This is a genomic window from Mycobacterium tuberculosis complex sp. N0072 (assembly GCF_030323725.1).
Taxonomy (GTDB): domain Bacteria; phylum Actinomycetota; class Actinomycetes; order Mycobacteriales; family Mycobacteriaceae; genus Mycobacterium; species Mycobacterium tuberculosis.
Map to the genome: position 1 here is coordinate 2,066,003 of NZ_CP040689.1, position 14,902 is coordinate 2,080,904.

Genomic DNA, 14,902 nt, shown 5'->3' on the forward strand with positions numbered 1-14,902 from the left:
ACACTAGGGGCGGGGCTGTACTCGCGGCGCGGCCGCAGCCAGCAAGTCTGCCCGACTGCCGTTCAGCGGCGGGTAGATCCGCCGGGTATTGATTGACTGCTTGGTGGTCTTGGCCGGTGCGCCCTGCGATACCACTTTGCGTTCCCATCCCTCGGTGTACACCGCGCCCGCCGATCCTAGATCGAGAACCGTGACATACCAAGGGATCCGAAGAGCCAGCAACGGTTGGTCGAACAGATCGTTGATGACGTTGCAGCCGGCATAGCGGCCCATCGGGCGCCCATGCTGACACGACATGACCGACAGGTGCTCGTCATCCATCCGGGCCGCGGCCACATCGCCAGCAGCAAACATCGCAGGCACCCCGATCACCCGCAGGTAGTCGTCGACTTGCAGGCGTCCCAGCCGATCACGGGCTACCGGCAGCTGCTCGGTCAGGCGGCTGGCCCGCATGCCGGCGCACCACACCACGGTGGCCGCTGCCAGCCGTTCCCCCGATGACAGCGTTACACCGCCCGGGCTGACGGCGGCAACGCTCACGCCGGTTCTGGTCTCGACGCCGTTGTCCAACAGCGCCTGTTCGATCACCGGCCGCGCCGATAAACCCATATCGGAGCCGACGAAGGGGTTGTGGTCGATGAGTACCACGCGGGGGGTGACACCATCACCACGGGCGAACAACGCGTGCAGTCGGCCCGGCAACTCGCAGGCCGTCTCGATACCGGTCAGCCCGGCACCGACGACCACGACGGTTGCCGCCGCCGATGTCAGCGGCCCGCCGGCCAGTCCTTGCAGATGCTGCTGTAGCCTGACCGCGCCGTCGTACGTGTCGACATCAAAACCGAACTCTGCCAGTCCTGGCAACGCGGGTTTGACCACGTGACTGCCCGACGCGAGGACCAGTCGGTCATAGCTATATGAGGCACCGGTCGACGTGGTGACGCGGCGGCCGTCGGCGTCGATCGCGGTCACCTCGGCGGTGACATGCGCAACGCCGGCAGGGCCGAGCACGTCGCCGAGCGGGATGCGGCAGGCGCTCAGATCAGCCTCATAGTTGCGAACCCGGATATCATGAAACGGTTTGTTGCTCACCACCATGACGTCGACCGTGCCCGCTGGGACGGCGAGCTCGTCGAGTCGTCGGGCCGCACCGAGCGCCGCCCACAGGCCCGCGAACCCGGAGCCGATCACCACCACCCGGGTCAACGGCTAAACACCTGACGACTCTGGGGTATCGCCGCCGCCGCGTGGCGACCGGGCAGGAACATCCACACGTGCCAACCTCCTTCGAGCCCGGGCCATCCGATAACCCCGTTAGCCGTCGCGAGCTTACAGAAGGTGCAGGCATCGGGATTGAGTGCATCATGGGATACCGGTGAATACCGTCAGCCGGGGCAGCCAGGGTAGGGGACACCCCCCGCTCGGGCTGCCAGCGGAGTATCGAGCGGATCGCCATCGGCGTAGCAGATACCGGGTCAGAGCAGCGTACGCTGGCACATTCGGCTTCGGCTCGCTGGTTAGCGATTGTTAGTTGCACGCCCAGTTGACGATCCGCCCGCCTTCGAGTCGGTTCACGGCGTCGTCTTCTGCCGCGCGGCGCGTGAGTCCGGTTCCGCCTTGGTATTTCGAGCCGTTGTAGGCGACCGCGCCGCACCTGGTGAAGCGACTAACCACTTTGCAAGTCTTGTCACCGCACTTTTCTAGTGCGACTTGCTCTGCTCGCGCCGGTGTGCGCTGGTGCCACGCTTTGCCCGACGCGCCGCTGGGGGCATAGGCAATCGCCCCGTAATGGATAATCGGAGGGATAGGCAACCCGGCAATTTCCGACATCATGACTTCCGACATCGAACCGTTGGCGAGATGGGCGTCCACCGTCGGAACCAGCAGGATGCCCAGCCCGAGAGCAGCCCCTAGGCCGGCGGCTGCCATCGCGGTTCGGCGTCGGAGGTTTGTGATCATGTCCTGCCCCCTTTCTGCGGTCGGTAATCCAGCGGTTTGAAAGGGTTGAGCCGACTTACGCGCAGTGGATGCGTCGAAGGGTCAATGAGGCTGGGTACTGAGACGGCCACGGTTGGAAGCCCGGCGCCCTGGCCGATGATCGATCAGGTCATCGCTGTATGGAGGCTGCCCACCCACGGTGCTCGGTTCGGTCCGGGATTCTGGCGCTTGTGTGTCATGTGCCCAAGTGTGCGATAAATATACCTGACCCGGGTAGGGCATAAAGTCTCTAACAGCACCGACCGGATAGGGAACAACGGCCTTCGGGCAAGCGGCTTCACTGTCAAGTCGTCACCTGTCACGCATGCGAGTCGTAGCCTGTCTGATGTGGATGCCGTCGCCGGATTCTTCTCAGCGCTGCCCGAGGAAATGCGGGACCCGGTACTGTTCGCCATTCCATGTTTTCTATTGCTGCTGATTCTCGAATGGACGGCGGCCCGCAAGCTGGAAAGCATCGAGACCGCTGCTACCGGGCAGCCACGGCCCGCCTCGGGCGCTTACCTCACCCGCGACTCGGTGGCCAGCATCTCGATGGGGCTGGTTTCGATAGCCACCACCGCCGGCTGGAAGTCCCTTGCCCTGCTCGGTTATGCCGCAATCTATGCCTACCTTGCCCCCTGGCAGCTGTCCGCCCACCGGTGGTACACCTGGGTGATCGCGATCGTTGGTGTCGATCTGCTGTACTACTCCTATCACCGCATCGCCCACCGAGTTCGGCTGATCTGGGCTACCCACCAGGCGCATCACTCCAGCGAATACTTCAACTTCGCCACCGCGCTGCGCCAGAAGTGGAACAACAGCGGCGAGATTCTCATGTGGGTTCCGCTGCCACTGATGGGGCTTCCCCCTTGGATGGTGTTCTGCAGTTGGTCGCTGAACTTGATCTACCAGTTCTGGGTGCACACCGAGCGGATCGACAGGCTGCCGCGGTGGTTCGAATTCGTCTTCAATACCCCGTCGCACCACCGGGTCCACCACGGAATGGACCCGGTGTATCTGGACAAGAACTATGGCGGCATCCTCATCATCTGGGACCGCCTGTTCGGTAGCTTTCAGCCGGAGCTATTCCGACCGCATTATGGCCTGACCAAGCGGGTCGACACGTTCAACATCTGGAAGCTGCAGACCCGCGAGTACGTGGCGATCGTGCGTGACTGGCGGTCGGCAACACGTCTGCGGGATCGGCTGGGCTACGTCTTCGGACCGCCGGGCTGGGAACCGCGCACCATCGATAAATCCAATGCCGCCGCCTCCCTGGTCACGTCTCGGTAACGTCGCGACCCGACATTGCGAAAGTATTACCGTCGGGTTTTGGTACGCCTTAGCCGTAACCGGCGGCGGGCGATGCGCTTGGCCCCGACGGATGGGAGTTCAAGGTGGTCCGCCTGGTACCACGCGCATTCGCAGCGACGGTCGCCCTATTGGCGGCCGGGTTTTCGCCAGCGACCGCCAGTGCCGATCCGGTCTTGGTGTTCCCCGGCATGGAAATCCGTCAGGACAACCACGTCTGCACCCTGGGCTACGTCGACCCAGCTCTGAAAATCGCGTTTACCGCGGGGCATTGTCGGGGCGGGGGAGCGGTCACCAGCCGGGACTACAAGGTTATCGGCCATCTCAGGGCCTTCCGGGACAACACACCCAGCGGCTCCACCGTGGCCACGCACGAGTTGATCGCCGACTACGAGGCGATTGTGCTGGCTGACGACGTCACGGCAAGCAACATTTTGCCGAGCGGGCGTGCACTGGAATCCAGACCGGGTGTGGTTCTTCACCCGGGCCAAGCGGTCTGCCATTTCGGCGTCAGCACAGGCGAAACCTGTGGGACCGTCGAAAGCGTCAACAACGGCTGGTTCACCATGTCCCACGGCGTGCTCAGTGAGAAGGGGGATTCGGGGGGCCCGGTCTACCTGGCCCCCGATGGCGGCCCCGCGCAGATCGTCGGGATCTTCAACAGCGTCTGGGGCGGCTTTCCCGCGGCGGTGTCCTGGCGGTCGACGTCCGAGCAGGTTCACGCGGATCTCGGCGTGACGCCCCTTGCTTAGCAAGCACCCCGTTAGCGGCCACCAGGTTGATCGCCGTGTGTTTGCTAGAGCGGTGATCTCGGTTGTGTCAGACTTGCCGCGTGGGCAAACGCCGGGATGCGAGGGAACAGATCGAGGCGAAAATTGTCGAACTCGGCCGTCGCCAGCTGCTGGATCACGGCGCGGCCGGGTTGTCGCTTCGGGCAATTGCCCGCAACCTGGGCATGGTGTCCTCGGCCGTATACCGCTATGTGTCCAGTCGTGATGAGCTGTTGACTTTGCTGCTCGTCGACGCCTACTCCGACCTGGCCGATACCGTGGACCGAGCCCGCGACGACACCGTCGCCGACTCGTGGAGTGACGACGTCATCGCAATCGCTCGAGCGGTGCGCGGTTGGGCAGTCACTAACCCCGCCCGCTGGGCCTTGCTATACGGTAGCCCGGTTCCTGGTTATCACGCGCCGCCTGACCGTACCGCGGGCGTCGCCACCCGCGTGGTCGGAGCGTTCTTCGACGCGATCGCCGCGGGAATCGCCACCGGAGACATCAGGTTAACCGATGACGTTGCGCCGCAGCCGATGTCATCGGACTTCGAAAAGATCCGGCAGGAGTTCGGCTTTCCCGGCGACGATCGTGTCGTCACAAAGTGCTTTCTGCTCTGGGCGGGCGTGGTGGGCGCGATCAGCCTGGAGGTATTCGGTCAGTACGGGGCCGACATGCTAACCGATCCAGGAGTGGTTTTCGATGCCCAGACACGGCTGCTGGTGGCCGTGCTGGCCGAGCATTGAAGCTGCTGCAATCGGCGTGTCCAGCCGGCATTAGAACGTGTTCACTCAAGGCTACCAGTGCTGACACTTGCGGTGGTGGCAAATGCAATCTGAGCCCTTTCTGGCCTCTGGCAAGCTGGGCTGTCCTGCGAGACGCTCATCCTTCTCGTTCTGTCGCTGATACAGATCGCAGGGGTTACCCCCGGACCTAGAAGCCGCCGAAACGGCTCTCACCGGCTTGTTAGGCGTCCGGAAGCGGATTCGGATGCGCGATGTCCGCTTTGCGCACGACACCTGTAGCAGTCTGGGCAAGCCCGCGATGTCGTCGCGAGTATCTCGTTGAGCTATCTCGGAGAGATGCCCTTCGAGTTAGTATCGTCGGTTCGTGTAGAGAATATCTATAGTGACTTTTGCGGGACTGTGGGCCGGGTCTACACCAGGGGCTCGAAGCCGCATTGGCCGAAGCAAGCGGAGGTGCAAGTGCCGACATGAGCGGCGCCAATGAGCCGCGCCGGCGACGATGCAGTGGGGGTACCGCCCGCTTGCGGGGGACGAAGCGATGACGAGGAGCGGCGCCAATGAGCCGCGCCGGCGACGATGCAGTGGGGGTACCGCCCGCTTGCGGGGGACGAAGCGATGACGAGGAGCGGCGCCAATGAGCACCGACATACCCGCCACCGTTAGTGCGGAGACCGTGACGTCCTGGTCGGATGACGTCGATGTAACGGTGATTGGTTTCGGCATCGCCGGCGGTTGCGCGGCGGTCAGCGCGGCCGCCGCCGGCGCCCGGGTACTGGTGCTCGAACGTGCCGCCGCGGCGGGCGGCACCACCGCGCTTGCCGGGGGGCACTTCTACCTGGGGGGCGGAACCACGGTGCAGCTGGCGACCGGTCATCCCGATTCACCCGAGGAGATGTACAAGTACCTGGTCGCGGTCTCCCGAGAGCCCGATCACGACAAGATTCGCGCCTATTGCGACGGCAGCGTCGAGCATTTCAACTGGTTGGAGGGCCTGGGTTTTCAGTTCGAGCGTAGTTACTTTCCCGGCAAGGCTGTGATTCAACCCAACACCGAGGGCTTGATGTTCACCGGAAATGAGAAGGTGTGGCCATTCCTGGAGTTGGCGGTGCCGGCACCGCGCGGGCACAAGGTACCCGTGCCGGGCGACACCGGCGGTGCCGCCATGGTGATCGACCTGCTGCTCAAGCGAGCCGCAAGCCTGGGGATACAGATCCGCTACGAGACGGGCGCCACCGAGCTCATCGTGGACGGGACCGGCAAGGTAACCGGGGTGATGTGGAAGCGGTTCTCCGAAACCGGTGCAATCAAAGCGAAGTCGGTAATCATCGCGGCCGGCGGATTCGTGATGAACCCGGACATGGTGGCCAAATACACTCCGAAACTGGCCGAGAAGCCGTTCGTGCTGGGCAACACCTACGACGACGGGTTGGGCATCCGGCTGGGTGTATCAGCCGGCGGCGCCACCCAACACATGGACCAGATGTTCATCACGGCTCCGCCGTACCCGCCGTCGATCTTGCTCACCGGCATCATCGTCAACAAACTCGGACAGCGGTTCGTCGCCGAGGACTCCTACCATTCCAGGACCGCTGGGTTCATCATGGAACAGCCAGACAGCGCGGCGTATTTGATCGTCGACGAAGCCCACCTGGAGCACCCCAAGATGCCGCTAGTCCCGTTGATCGACGGCTGGGAAACGGTTGTGGAAATGGAAGCCGCGCTTGGCATTCCACCGGGCAACCTGGCGGCGACGCTGGACCGCTACAACGCCTACGCCGCGCGCGGCGCAGATCCCGATTTCCACAAGCAGCCGGAATTCCTTGCAGCACAAGACAACGGGCCGTGGGGGGCGTTCGACATGTCGCTGGGCAAGGCGATGTATGCCGGATTCACTCTGGGCGGGCTGGCCACGTCGGTGGACGGTCAAGTACTGCGCGACGACGGCGCGGTGGTGGCCGGCCTGTACGCGGTCGGGGCATGCGCGTCCAATATCGCCCAGGACGGCAAGGGATATGCCAGCGGGACCCAGCTGGGTGAGGGGTCGTTTTTCGGGCGTCGCGCCGGAGCGCATGCGGCAGCCCGAGCGCAGGGCATGTAAGCCTCCTCGCGCCGCGACTGGGAATCCTGCGACGCGACACGCCGACAAGGCGTCGTGAGATTCACAGTCGCAGCGCGGCTTCAGGTAAGACGCCGGGAGCGCGGTAGCCGGCCTCCCGGCTACGGTAACCCGTTCATCCCGTTCTTACCCAACAGCCCGCCGGCACCGCCGGTGCCCGCGCTGCCGTTAGGTGTGCCACTCCCGGCGTTGCCGCCGTTGCCGCCGTTGCCGACCAGGATGGCACCGCCGCCAGCGCCGCCGTCACCGCCCTTGGCACCGGTGCCGTTTCCTCCGGCGCCGCCGTCACCGCCGTCGCCGATCAGCCCGGCTTTGCCGCCGAGCCCACCGGCGCCCCCGGCACCGCCGAAGCCGAATCCGCCGGCGCCGCCGGCGCCGCCGGCACCAAACAGCAGGCCCGCAGTGCCGCCGTTTCCGCCGGCGCCGCCCACCCCGGTAGCGCCACCGCCGAGTGCGCCGGCGCCGCCGGCCCCGCCGGCGCCTACCAGCAGGCCGGCGTTGCCGCCCGCCCCGCCGGCACCGCCGGTAGTGGACCCGACCCCACCCGCGCCGCCGGCACCGCCGTCGCCCCAGAGCAGGGCGGACCCGCCGGACCCCCGGCACCGCCGTTCCCGACCAATCCGATTCCGCCGGCGCCGCCGGCCCCACCGACGCCGAACAGCCCACCGGCCCCGCCGGCACCACCGGGCCCGCCGGGGGCGGTGCCCAGGAATGCCACACCGTCACCGCCAACACCGCCCACCCCGCCGGCGCCGAACAGGAGCCCGCCATTGCCGCCGGCCCCGCCGGCACCGCCGGTGACATTAGTGCCGGTGCCGCCGGCCCCGCCGGCACCGCCCACGCCGAAGAACAACCCGCCGTCTCCGCCGGCCCCGCCGTCACCGGCGTCGGCCGCGAGTCCGCCGACGCCGCCGGCCCCGCCGGCGCCGAACAGCAGCCCGCCATTGCCGCCGGCCCCGCCGGCCCCACCAATACCGCCCACCCCACCACCGGCGCGTCCGCCGGCGCCGCCGGCCCCGCCGGCGCCGTAGAGCAGCCCGCCGGCCCCGCCGGCCCCGCCGAACCCTGCGGTGCCGGACGCTACGTTCCCCCCGGCGCCGCCGGCCCCGCCGTTGCCGAACAGGCCAGCGGCTCCGCCGTTGCCCCCGGGCATGCCGGCCGCGCCGGAGCCGCCGGCCCCGCCGTTGCCGATCAAGATTCCGCCGTCGCCGCCGTTTGCCCCGGTCCCCGGGGCCCCGTTGGCTCCGTTACCGATCAGTGGGCGCCCCAACAGCGCCAGGGCGGGGGCGTTGATCACGTCGAGCACACCCTCTAGCGGGGCCGCGCTGGCGGCCTCGGCGGCCGCATACGAGCCCGCCCCGGCGGTGAGCGCCCGCACGAACTGCTCGTGAAACAGCGCCGCCTGGGCGCTCAGCGCCTGATAGGCCTGGGCGTGTCCGGAGAACAATGCCGCCATCGCCGCCGACACCTCATCGGCGGCGGCGGCCAACACCGTCGTGGTCGGGACCGCGGCGGCCGCGTTGGCGGTGCCGATCGTCGACCCGATACCCGCCAAATCGGTCGCCACCGCCGCTAGCGCCTCCGGGATCGTGACCACAAATGACATCTGGCACCTCGTCAACACCCTGTGGCCCCGGCGCGGGGCCGCTACCGATCGCCTGGTCACTCCCCAGAGATCGACGGATTCAGCGTATCGCGATCACGGAAGCGGCCACGCCGATTTGGGAAGCTCGTCCCGGCTTACACTTCGGCGGGCGCCGCCTCGACTGGGGCCAGCCGCCATTGGCCGCCACCGAGTAGTTCGAGCTGGTTTTCGTGCAGCCGCTCGAGGGCGGGGCGATGGCTGACGCTGACCACGATGCAGTCCGGCAGCTCGCTGCGCAGCAATTGGTAGAGCGCAAACTCCAGCCCGGTGTCCAGCGCCGAGGTACTTTCGTCGAGGAAGACCGCCTTGGGTTTGGTGAGCAGGATGCGAGCAAAGGCAACACGTTGCTGCTCACCGGGGGAGAGCACCTTGGCCCAGTCGCGTTCCTCGTCCAGCCGGTCACACAGTGGGGCCAGCGCCACCTTGGTCAGCGTGTCCCGCAGGGTGGCGTCGGGGATGGCGGCCGCAGAGTTGGGGTAGCACACCACGTCACGCAGCGTCCCCAGCGGCACATACGGCAACTGCGACAAGAACATCGTCTCGTTCTCGCCGCCCGGCCGGTGCAGGGTCCCCGATGCGTAGGGCCACAGTTCCGCCAGACTGCGCAGCAGCGTGGTCTTGCCGGCCCCAGAACGCCCGGTGATCACCAGCGAGCCTCCGCGGTCCAGCCGCACATCGAGCGGGTCGATCAACCGATCGCCGGCAGGCGTACGCACCTCGATGTCGTTGAGCTCGACGGACTCGTCGTCGCTCGGTCGGGTCAGGACCGCGGGCAGGGCGCGGCCTTTCTCGTTGGCGTCGACCAGCCCATGCAATCGGATGATTGCTGCGCGGAAGGACGCAAACGCGTCGTAGTTGTTGCGGAAGAACGACAACGAGTCGTGAATGTTGCCGAAGGAAGTCGCCGTCTGCCCGACATCGCCGAAGTCGATCTGCCCGGCGAATAATCGAGGCGCCTGGATGACCCACGGCAACGGAACAATTGTCTGGCTCACCGACAGATTCCATCCATTGAATGCGATGCTGCGCCGAACGTAGCGACGGTAATTGTCGATCACCGGCGTGAACCGCCGCTGTAGCTGGGTACCTTCCACCCGCTCGCCGCGGTAGAAACCCACCGCCTCGGCGGCGTCGCGTAGCCGAACCAGCGCGTAACGGAAAGCGGCATTGAGCTTTTCATTGCGGAAGCTGAGCCAGATCAGGGGCCGCCCGATGATGAACGAGATGACCGTGGCCACGAACACATAGACCAGCACGGTCCAGAACATTGCGCGCGGGATGGACACGCCGAAGATATTCAGGGTGCCCGAGAGATTCCACAGGATCGCTGTGAAAGAAATCACCGAAATGATCGACTGCACGGCCCCGAAAAGCAGCGTGCTGGCCGTCCCGTTGGAGGGAGCATTCGGAGTGCCGCCTGCCCCGGCGGTGAAGATATCGACGTCTTGCTGAATGCGCTGGTCGGGGTTGTCGATCGTTTCGTCGATGAACAGGTCTCGGTAGTAGGCCCTGCCGTCGAGCCAGTCTTGTGTGAGGTGGTGGGTTAGCCAGACCCTCCAGGCGATGATGAAGCGCTGCGTCAAGTAGATGTCGGCCATGACCCGGGTCACGTGCAGCACGGCCATCACGCTGAAAACCCCGATCGACATCCAAAATCCTCGCACGCCTGAGCGTTTGACCGTGCCATCGCCAGAGGCGATGCCCTCGAAGGCCTTCTGCAAGGCCGTGTACATGTCGTTGCCTTGGTAGCTGAATAGCACATTCAGGCGCACTGCCAGCACTACCGAAAGCAACAACACGCCGAGCATCAGCCACACGCGAACGCTGTTGGGGCCAACGAAGTATGCGCGGGTGATCCGCCAGAACTGCCGGCCCCAGGGCGTCAAATACCTGAGCAGAACCAATATCGCGAGCACACAGATGGCACTGATCGTCCAGGCTTTGCCGACCCAATACACGGAATCCGGGAATGCTCTAGACCAATCGATGGACGGCTTAAACAATTTCGGGCCCAAGGTCGACGTCTCCTCACAAACAGAAATCCTTCGGGCGAAGGTACCCGAAGGTTGTCGATAGGCTGCCGATATGAGCACCGACACCGCCCCGGCCCAGACCATGCATGCTGGCCGGCTTATCGCGCGCCGACTTAAAGCCAGTGGTATCGACACGGTCTTCACGTTGTCGGGCGGCCACCTGTTTTCCATCTACGACGGCTGCCGTGAGGAGGGCATCCGCCTGATCGACACCCGCCACGAACAAACCGCCGCCTTTGCCGCCGAAGGCTGGTCGAAGGTGACCAGGGTGCCGGGCGTGGCCGCGCTCACCGCGGGGCCGGGGATCACCAACGGGATGAGCGCGATGGCGGCGGCCCAGCAGAACCAGTCACCACTGGTGGTGCTCGGCGGCCGGGCGCCGGCGCTGCGCTGGGGTATGGGCTCCCTGCAGGAGATCGATCACGTGCCGTTTGTGGCGCCGGTGGCCCGCTTCGCCGCTACAGCGCAGTCAGCCGAGAACGCGGGCCTGCTGGTCGATCAGGCGTTGCAGGCGGCGGTGAGTGCGCCGTCGGGTGTGGCATTCGTCGACTTCCCGATGGATCACGCGTTCTCCATGTCCTCAGACAATGGCCGCCCCGGCGCGCTCACCGAGCTACCGGCCGGTCCCACCCCAGCCGGCGACGCCCTGGACCGGGCGGCGGGCCTGCTTTCGACGGCCCAGCGTCCGGTCATCATGGCAGGTACCAACGTCTGGTGGGGCCATGCGGAGGCGGCATTGCTGCGTCTTGTCGAGGAACGGCACATTCCGGTGCTGATGAACGGGATGGCGCGCGGCGTGGTGCCCGCCGATCACCGGTTGGCCTTCTCACGGGCGCGGTCAAAAGCGCTGGGGGAGGCTGATGTCGCGCTGATCGTCGGTGTGCCGATGGATTTCCGTCTGGGCTTCGGTGGGGTATTCGGGTCGACAACGCAGCTCATCGTGGCAGACCGCGTCGAACCCGCACGCGAACATCCGCGACCAGTCGCGGCGGGGCTCTATGGGGATCTGACCGCCACCCTTTCGGCGCTGGCCGGATCTGGCGGCACCGACCACCAGGGCTGGATCGAGGAGCTCGCGACGGCCGAGACCATGGCGCGTGATCTCGAGAAGGCCGAGCTGGTCGATGACCGGATCCCATTGCATCCGATGCGGGTGTACGCCGAGCTGGCCGCGCTGCTGGAGCGGGATGCTCTAGTCGTTATCGATGCGGGCGATTTCGGGTCGTACGCCGGCCGGATGATCGACAGCTATCTGCCAGGCTGTTGGCTGGACAGCGGTCCGTTTGGCTGCCTGGGGTCGGGTCCCGGCTACGCCCTGGCTGCCAAACTGGCGCGGCCGCAGCGCCAGGTCGTGCTCTTGCAGGGCGACGGCGCGTTCGGGTTCAGCGGCATGGAATGGGACACGCTGGTTCGGCACAACGTGGCGGTCGTGTCAGTGATCGGCAACAACGGCATCTGGGGTTTGGAGAAGCACCCGATGGAAGCGTTGTACGGCTATTCGGTGGTGGCCGAACTGCGCCCGGGAACCCGCTACGACGAGGTGGTGCGCGCACTGGGCGGCCACGGCGAGCTGGTGTCGGTGCCCGCTGAACTTCGGCCGGCGCTGGAACGGGCCTTTGCCAGTGGCCTGCCCGCTGTGGTCAACGTGCTCACCGACCCAAGCGTGGCTTATCCACGCCGATCCAACCTGGCTTGACGTCCAGCCGGGCCGTGAACGTGCACGGCTGTCCACGAATTGCGGCCTGTCGGTGTACAGACACGCACCCTCGCGGCCGGCCGGCATTCGCGTACCGTTGGTTTGTGCCCAAGACCACCCGCGCTCAACCCGGCCGGCTGAGCAGCCGATTCTGGCGATTGCTCGGCGCCAGCACCGAAAAGAACCGGAGCCGCTCCCTGGCGGATGTAACCGCTTCGGCAGAATACGACAAGGAAGCTGCCGATCTGTCCGACGAGAAGCTGCGTAAGGCGGCAGGCCTGCTCAACCTCGACGACCTCGCGGAGTCCGCCGATATCCCGCAGTTTCTCGCGATTGCCCGGGAAGCCGCCGAGCGGAGGACCGGGCTGCGACCATTTGATGTGCAGTTGCTTGGCGCGTTGCGCATGCTCGCCGGAGACGTGATCGAGATGGCCACCGGTGAGGGCAAAACCCTTGCCGGGGCGATCGCGGCCGCCGGTTATGCGCTGGCCGGCCGGCACGTGCACGTCGTGACGATTAACGATTACCTGGCCCGCCGCGATGCGGAGTGGATGGGCCCGCTGCTGGACGCGATGGGCCTGACGGTCGGCTGGATCACCGCGGACTCGACCCCTGACGAGCGCCGGACCGCATATGACCGTGATGTCACCTATGCCTCGGTCAACGAGATTGGCTTCGATGTACTGCGCGATCAGTTGGTGACTGATGTCAATGACCTGGTATCGCCCAATCCAGACGTGGCTCTCATCGACGAAGCCGACTCCGTGCTGGTCGACGAGGCGCTGGTGCCCCTGGTGCTGGCCGGAACCACACATCGTGAGACGCCGCGGCTGGAGATCATCCGGCTGGTCGCTGAGCTTGTTGGCGACAAGGACGCCGACGAGTACTTTGCCACCGATTCCGATAACCGCAATGTCCACTTGACCGAGCACGGGGCACGCAAAGTCGAGAAAGCGCTCGGTGGCATCGACCTGTACTCCGAGGAGCACGTCGGCACCACACTGACTGAGGTCAATGTCGCGCTGCACGCGCATGTGCTCCTGCAACGCGACGTGCACTACATCGTCCGCGACGACGCGGTGCACCTGATCAACGCGTCGCGTGGCCGTATCGCGCAACTGCAGCGCTGGCCGGACGGGTTGCAAGCTGCGGTCGAGGCCAAGGAAGGTATCGAGACCACGGAAACTGGGGAAGTGCTCGACACCATCACGGTGCAGGCCCTGATCAACCGGTATGCGACTGTGTGCGGAATGACGGGAACCGCGCTGGCCGCCGGTGAGCAGCTACGGCAGTTCTACCAGCTCGGTGTCTCACCGATACCACCGAACAAGCCAAACATCCGCGAGGACGAGGCCGACCGGGTCTACATCACCACTGCAGCCAAGAACGACGGGATCGTCGAGCACATCACCGAGGTGCACCAGAGGGGGCAGCCTGTGCTGGTCGGTACCCGCGACGTGGCCGAATCCGAGGAACTGCACGAACGCCTGGTGCGCCGCGGTGTGCCCGCCGTGGTGCTCAACGCGAAGAACGACGCCGAGGAGGCCCGGGTCATCGCCGAGGCCGGCAAATACGGCGCGGTCACGGTGTCAACTCAAATGGCCGGGCGCGGCACCGACATCAGGCTCGGCGGGTCCGACGAAGCTGACCACGACAGGGTCGCGGAATTGGGCGGCCTGCACGTGGTCGGCACTGGCCGTCACCACACCGAGCGGCTAGACAACCAGCTGCGCGGTCGGGCCGGGCGCCAGGGAGATCCCGGGTCGTCGGTGTTTTTCTCAAGCTGGGAAGACGATGTCGTTGCGGCCAACCTCGACCACAACAAGCTGCCGATGGCAACCGACGAAAATGGCCGGATTGTCAGCCCGAGGACGGGTAGTCTGCTCGACCATGCCCAGCGCGTTGCCGAGAGCCGGTTATTGGATGTGCACGCCAACACGTGGCGCTACAACCAGCTGATCGCCCAGCAGCGCGCCATCATCGTCGAACGGCGTAACACGTTGTTGCGCACCGTAACCGCGCGTGAGGAACTCGCCGAACTGGCGCCTAAGCGGTACGAGGAGCTGTCCGACAAAGTATCCGAGGAACGCCTCGAGACGATTTGTCGGCAGATCATGCTGTATCACCTCGACCGTGGCTGGGCCGATCACCTGGCGTATCTGGCCGACATCCGGGAGAGCATCCATCTACGCGCGCTGGGCCGGCAGAACCCACTCGACGAGTTTCACCGGATGGCTGTGGACGCGTTCGCGTCGCTGGCCGCCGACGCCATCGAGGCGGCTCAACAGACGTTCGAAACCGCGAACGTCCTTGACCACGAGCCGGGGCTGGACCTGTCCAAACTGGCCCGGCCGACGTCGACATGGACCTACATGGTCAATGACAACCCACTGTCCGATGACACGCTTTCTGCCCTCAGTCTGCCCGGGGTGTTCCGCTGAGCTGCCCAGCGTAAGCGCCGAGCGTAACGCCACTGCGAAATTTCGGGCAGAAAATCGCAGTGGCGTTACGCTCGCGGCTAGGGGTGCCCCCACAGCCCGCCGTTTCGGCGCGCATCGTCGCCAGGCTAGATCCGATTGCCCGGCTCCTCAGCCCGCCGTTTCGG

The 14,902-nt window shown here is 65.7% G+C and carries 10 protein-coding genes and 3 pseudogenes; 8 read left to right on the forward strand and 5 right to left on the reverse strand.

Features of this window, described 5'->3' with window-relative positions; translation table 11 throughout:
• Positions 1-3 precede the first annotated feature (3 nt).
• Positions 4-1,206, reverse strand: a complete 1,203-nt coding sequence (locus tag FF952_RS09580; RefSeq protein ID WP_003409193.1) for an NAD(P)/FAD-dependent oxidoreductase — start codon at positions 1,204-1,206, stop codon at positions 4-6.
• Between the two features lie 321 nt (positions 1,207-1,527).
• Positions 1,528-1,959: a DUF4189 domain-containing protein gene (locus FF952_RS09585; RefSeq protein ID WP_003409199.1), complete on the reverse strand. Its 432-nt coding sequence runs from the start codon at positions 1,957-1,959 to the stop codon at positions 1,528-1,530.
• Positions 1,960-2,325: 366 nt separating this feature from the next.
• Between FF952_RS09585 and FF952_RS09590 the strand changes: the two genes are divergently transcribed.
• The 6 genes and pseudogenes from FF952_RS09590 to FF952_RS09615 all read left to right on the forward strand — a co-directional run bounded on the left by FF952_RS09590 (position 2,326) and on the right by FF952_RS09615 (position 6,905).
• Positions 2,326-3,270 carry a sterol desaturase family protein gene (locus FF952_RS09590; RefSeq protein WP_003899033.1) on the forward strand — a complete coding sequence of 315 codons (945 nt, stop codon included), beginning with the start codon at positions 2,326-2,328 and terminating at the stop codon, positions 3,268-3,270.
• A 104-nt stretch (positions 3,271-3,374) separates the two neighbouring features.
• Positions 3,375-4,040: an Rv1815 family serine proteinase gene (locus FF952_RS09595; protein WP_003409204.1), complete on the forward strand. Its 666-nt coding sequence runs from the start codon at positions 3,375-3,377 to the stop codon at positions 4,038-4,040.
• A gap of 80 nt (positions 4,041-4,120) precedes the next feature.
• Positions 4,121-4,807 (forward strand): TetR/AcrR family transcriptional regulator, encoded by a 687-nt coding sequence (locus tag FF952_RS09600; protein ID WP_003899034.1) that lies wholly within the window; start codon positions 4,121-4,123, stop codon positions 4,805-4,807.
• A gap of 138 nt (positions 4,808-4,945) precedes the next feature.
• Positions 4,946-5,223, forward strand: a pseudogene (locus tag FF952_RS09605) (VOC family protein); the annotation flags it as partial.
• A gap of 70 nt (positions 5,224-5,293) precedes the next feature.
• Positions 5,294-5,368: pseudogene (locus tag FF952_RS09610) on the forward strand (16S rRNA (guanine(966)-N(2))-methyltransferase RsmD); the annotation flags it as partial.
• Between the two features lie 73 nt (positions 5,369-5,441).
• Positions 5,442-6,905 (forward strand): FAD-binding protein, encoded by a 1,464-nt coding sequence (locus tag FF952_RS09615; protein ID WP_003409207.1) that lies wholly within the window; start codon positions 5,442-5,444, stop codon positions 6,903-6,905.
• Between the two features lie 119 nt (positions 6,906-7,024).
• Here the strand turns inward: FF952_RS09615 and FF952_RS09620 are convergent, their stop codons facing one another.
• The 3 genes and pseudogenes from FF952_RS09620 to bacA form a co-directional block, all read right to left on the reverse strand.
• The gene (locus FF952_RS09620; RefSeq protein ID WP_003907785.1) at positions 7,025-7,354 is read right to left on the reverse strand and encodes a hypothetical protein; all 330 of its coding nucleotides are present in this window, start codon (positions 7,352-7,354) and stop codon (positions 7,025-7,027) included.
• 653 nt (positions 7,355-8,007) lie between these two features.
• A pseudogene (locus FF952_RS09625) lies at positions 8,008-8,529 on the reverse strand (PE family protein); the annotation flags it as partial.
• A 134-nt stretch (positions 8,530-8,663) separates the two neighbouring features.
• On the reverse strand, positions 8,664-10,583 hold the full coding sequence (gene bacA / locus FF952_RS09630) for a vitamin B12 ABC transporter pemease/ATP-binding protein BacA (RefSeq protein WP_003903636.1): 1,920 nt from the start codon (positions 10,581-10,583) through the stop codon (positions 8,664-8,666).
• 70 nt (positions 10,584-10,653) lie between these two features.
• On the opposite strand from bacA, the gene FF952_RS09635 reads away from it, so the two are divergent.
• Together FF952_RS09635 and secA2 are read left to right on the forward strand one after the other, a co-directional pair.
• Entirely contained in the window at positions 10,654-12,297 is a 1,644-nt protein-coding gene (locus tag FF952_RS09635) for an acetolactate synthase (RefSeq protein WP_003409218.1), read from the forward strand.
• A gap of 104 nt (positions 12,298-12,401) precedes the next feature.
• Positions 12,402-14,738 (forward strand): accessory Sec system translocase SecA2, encoded by a 2,337-nt coding sequence (gene secA2, locus FF952_RS09640; RefSeq protein WP_031653861.1) that lies wholly within the window; start codon positions 12,402-12,404, stop codon positions 14,736-14,738.
• Positions 14,739-14,902: the final 164 nt, after the last annotated feature.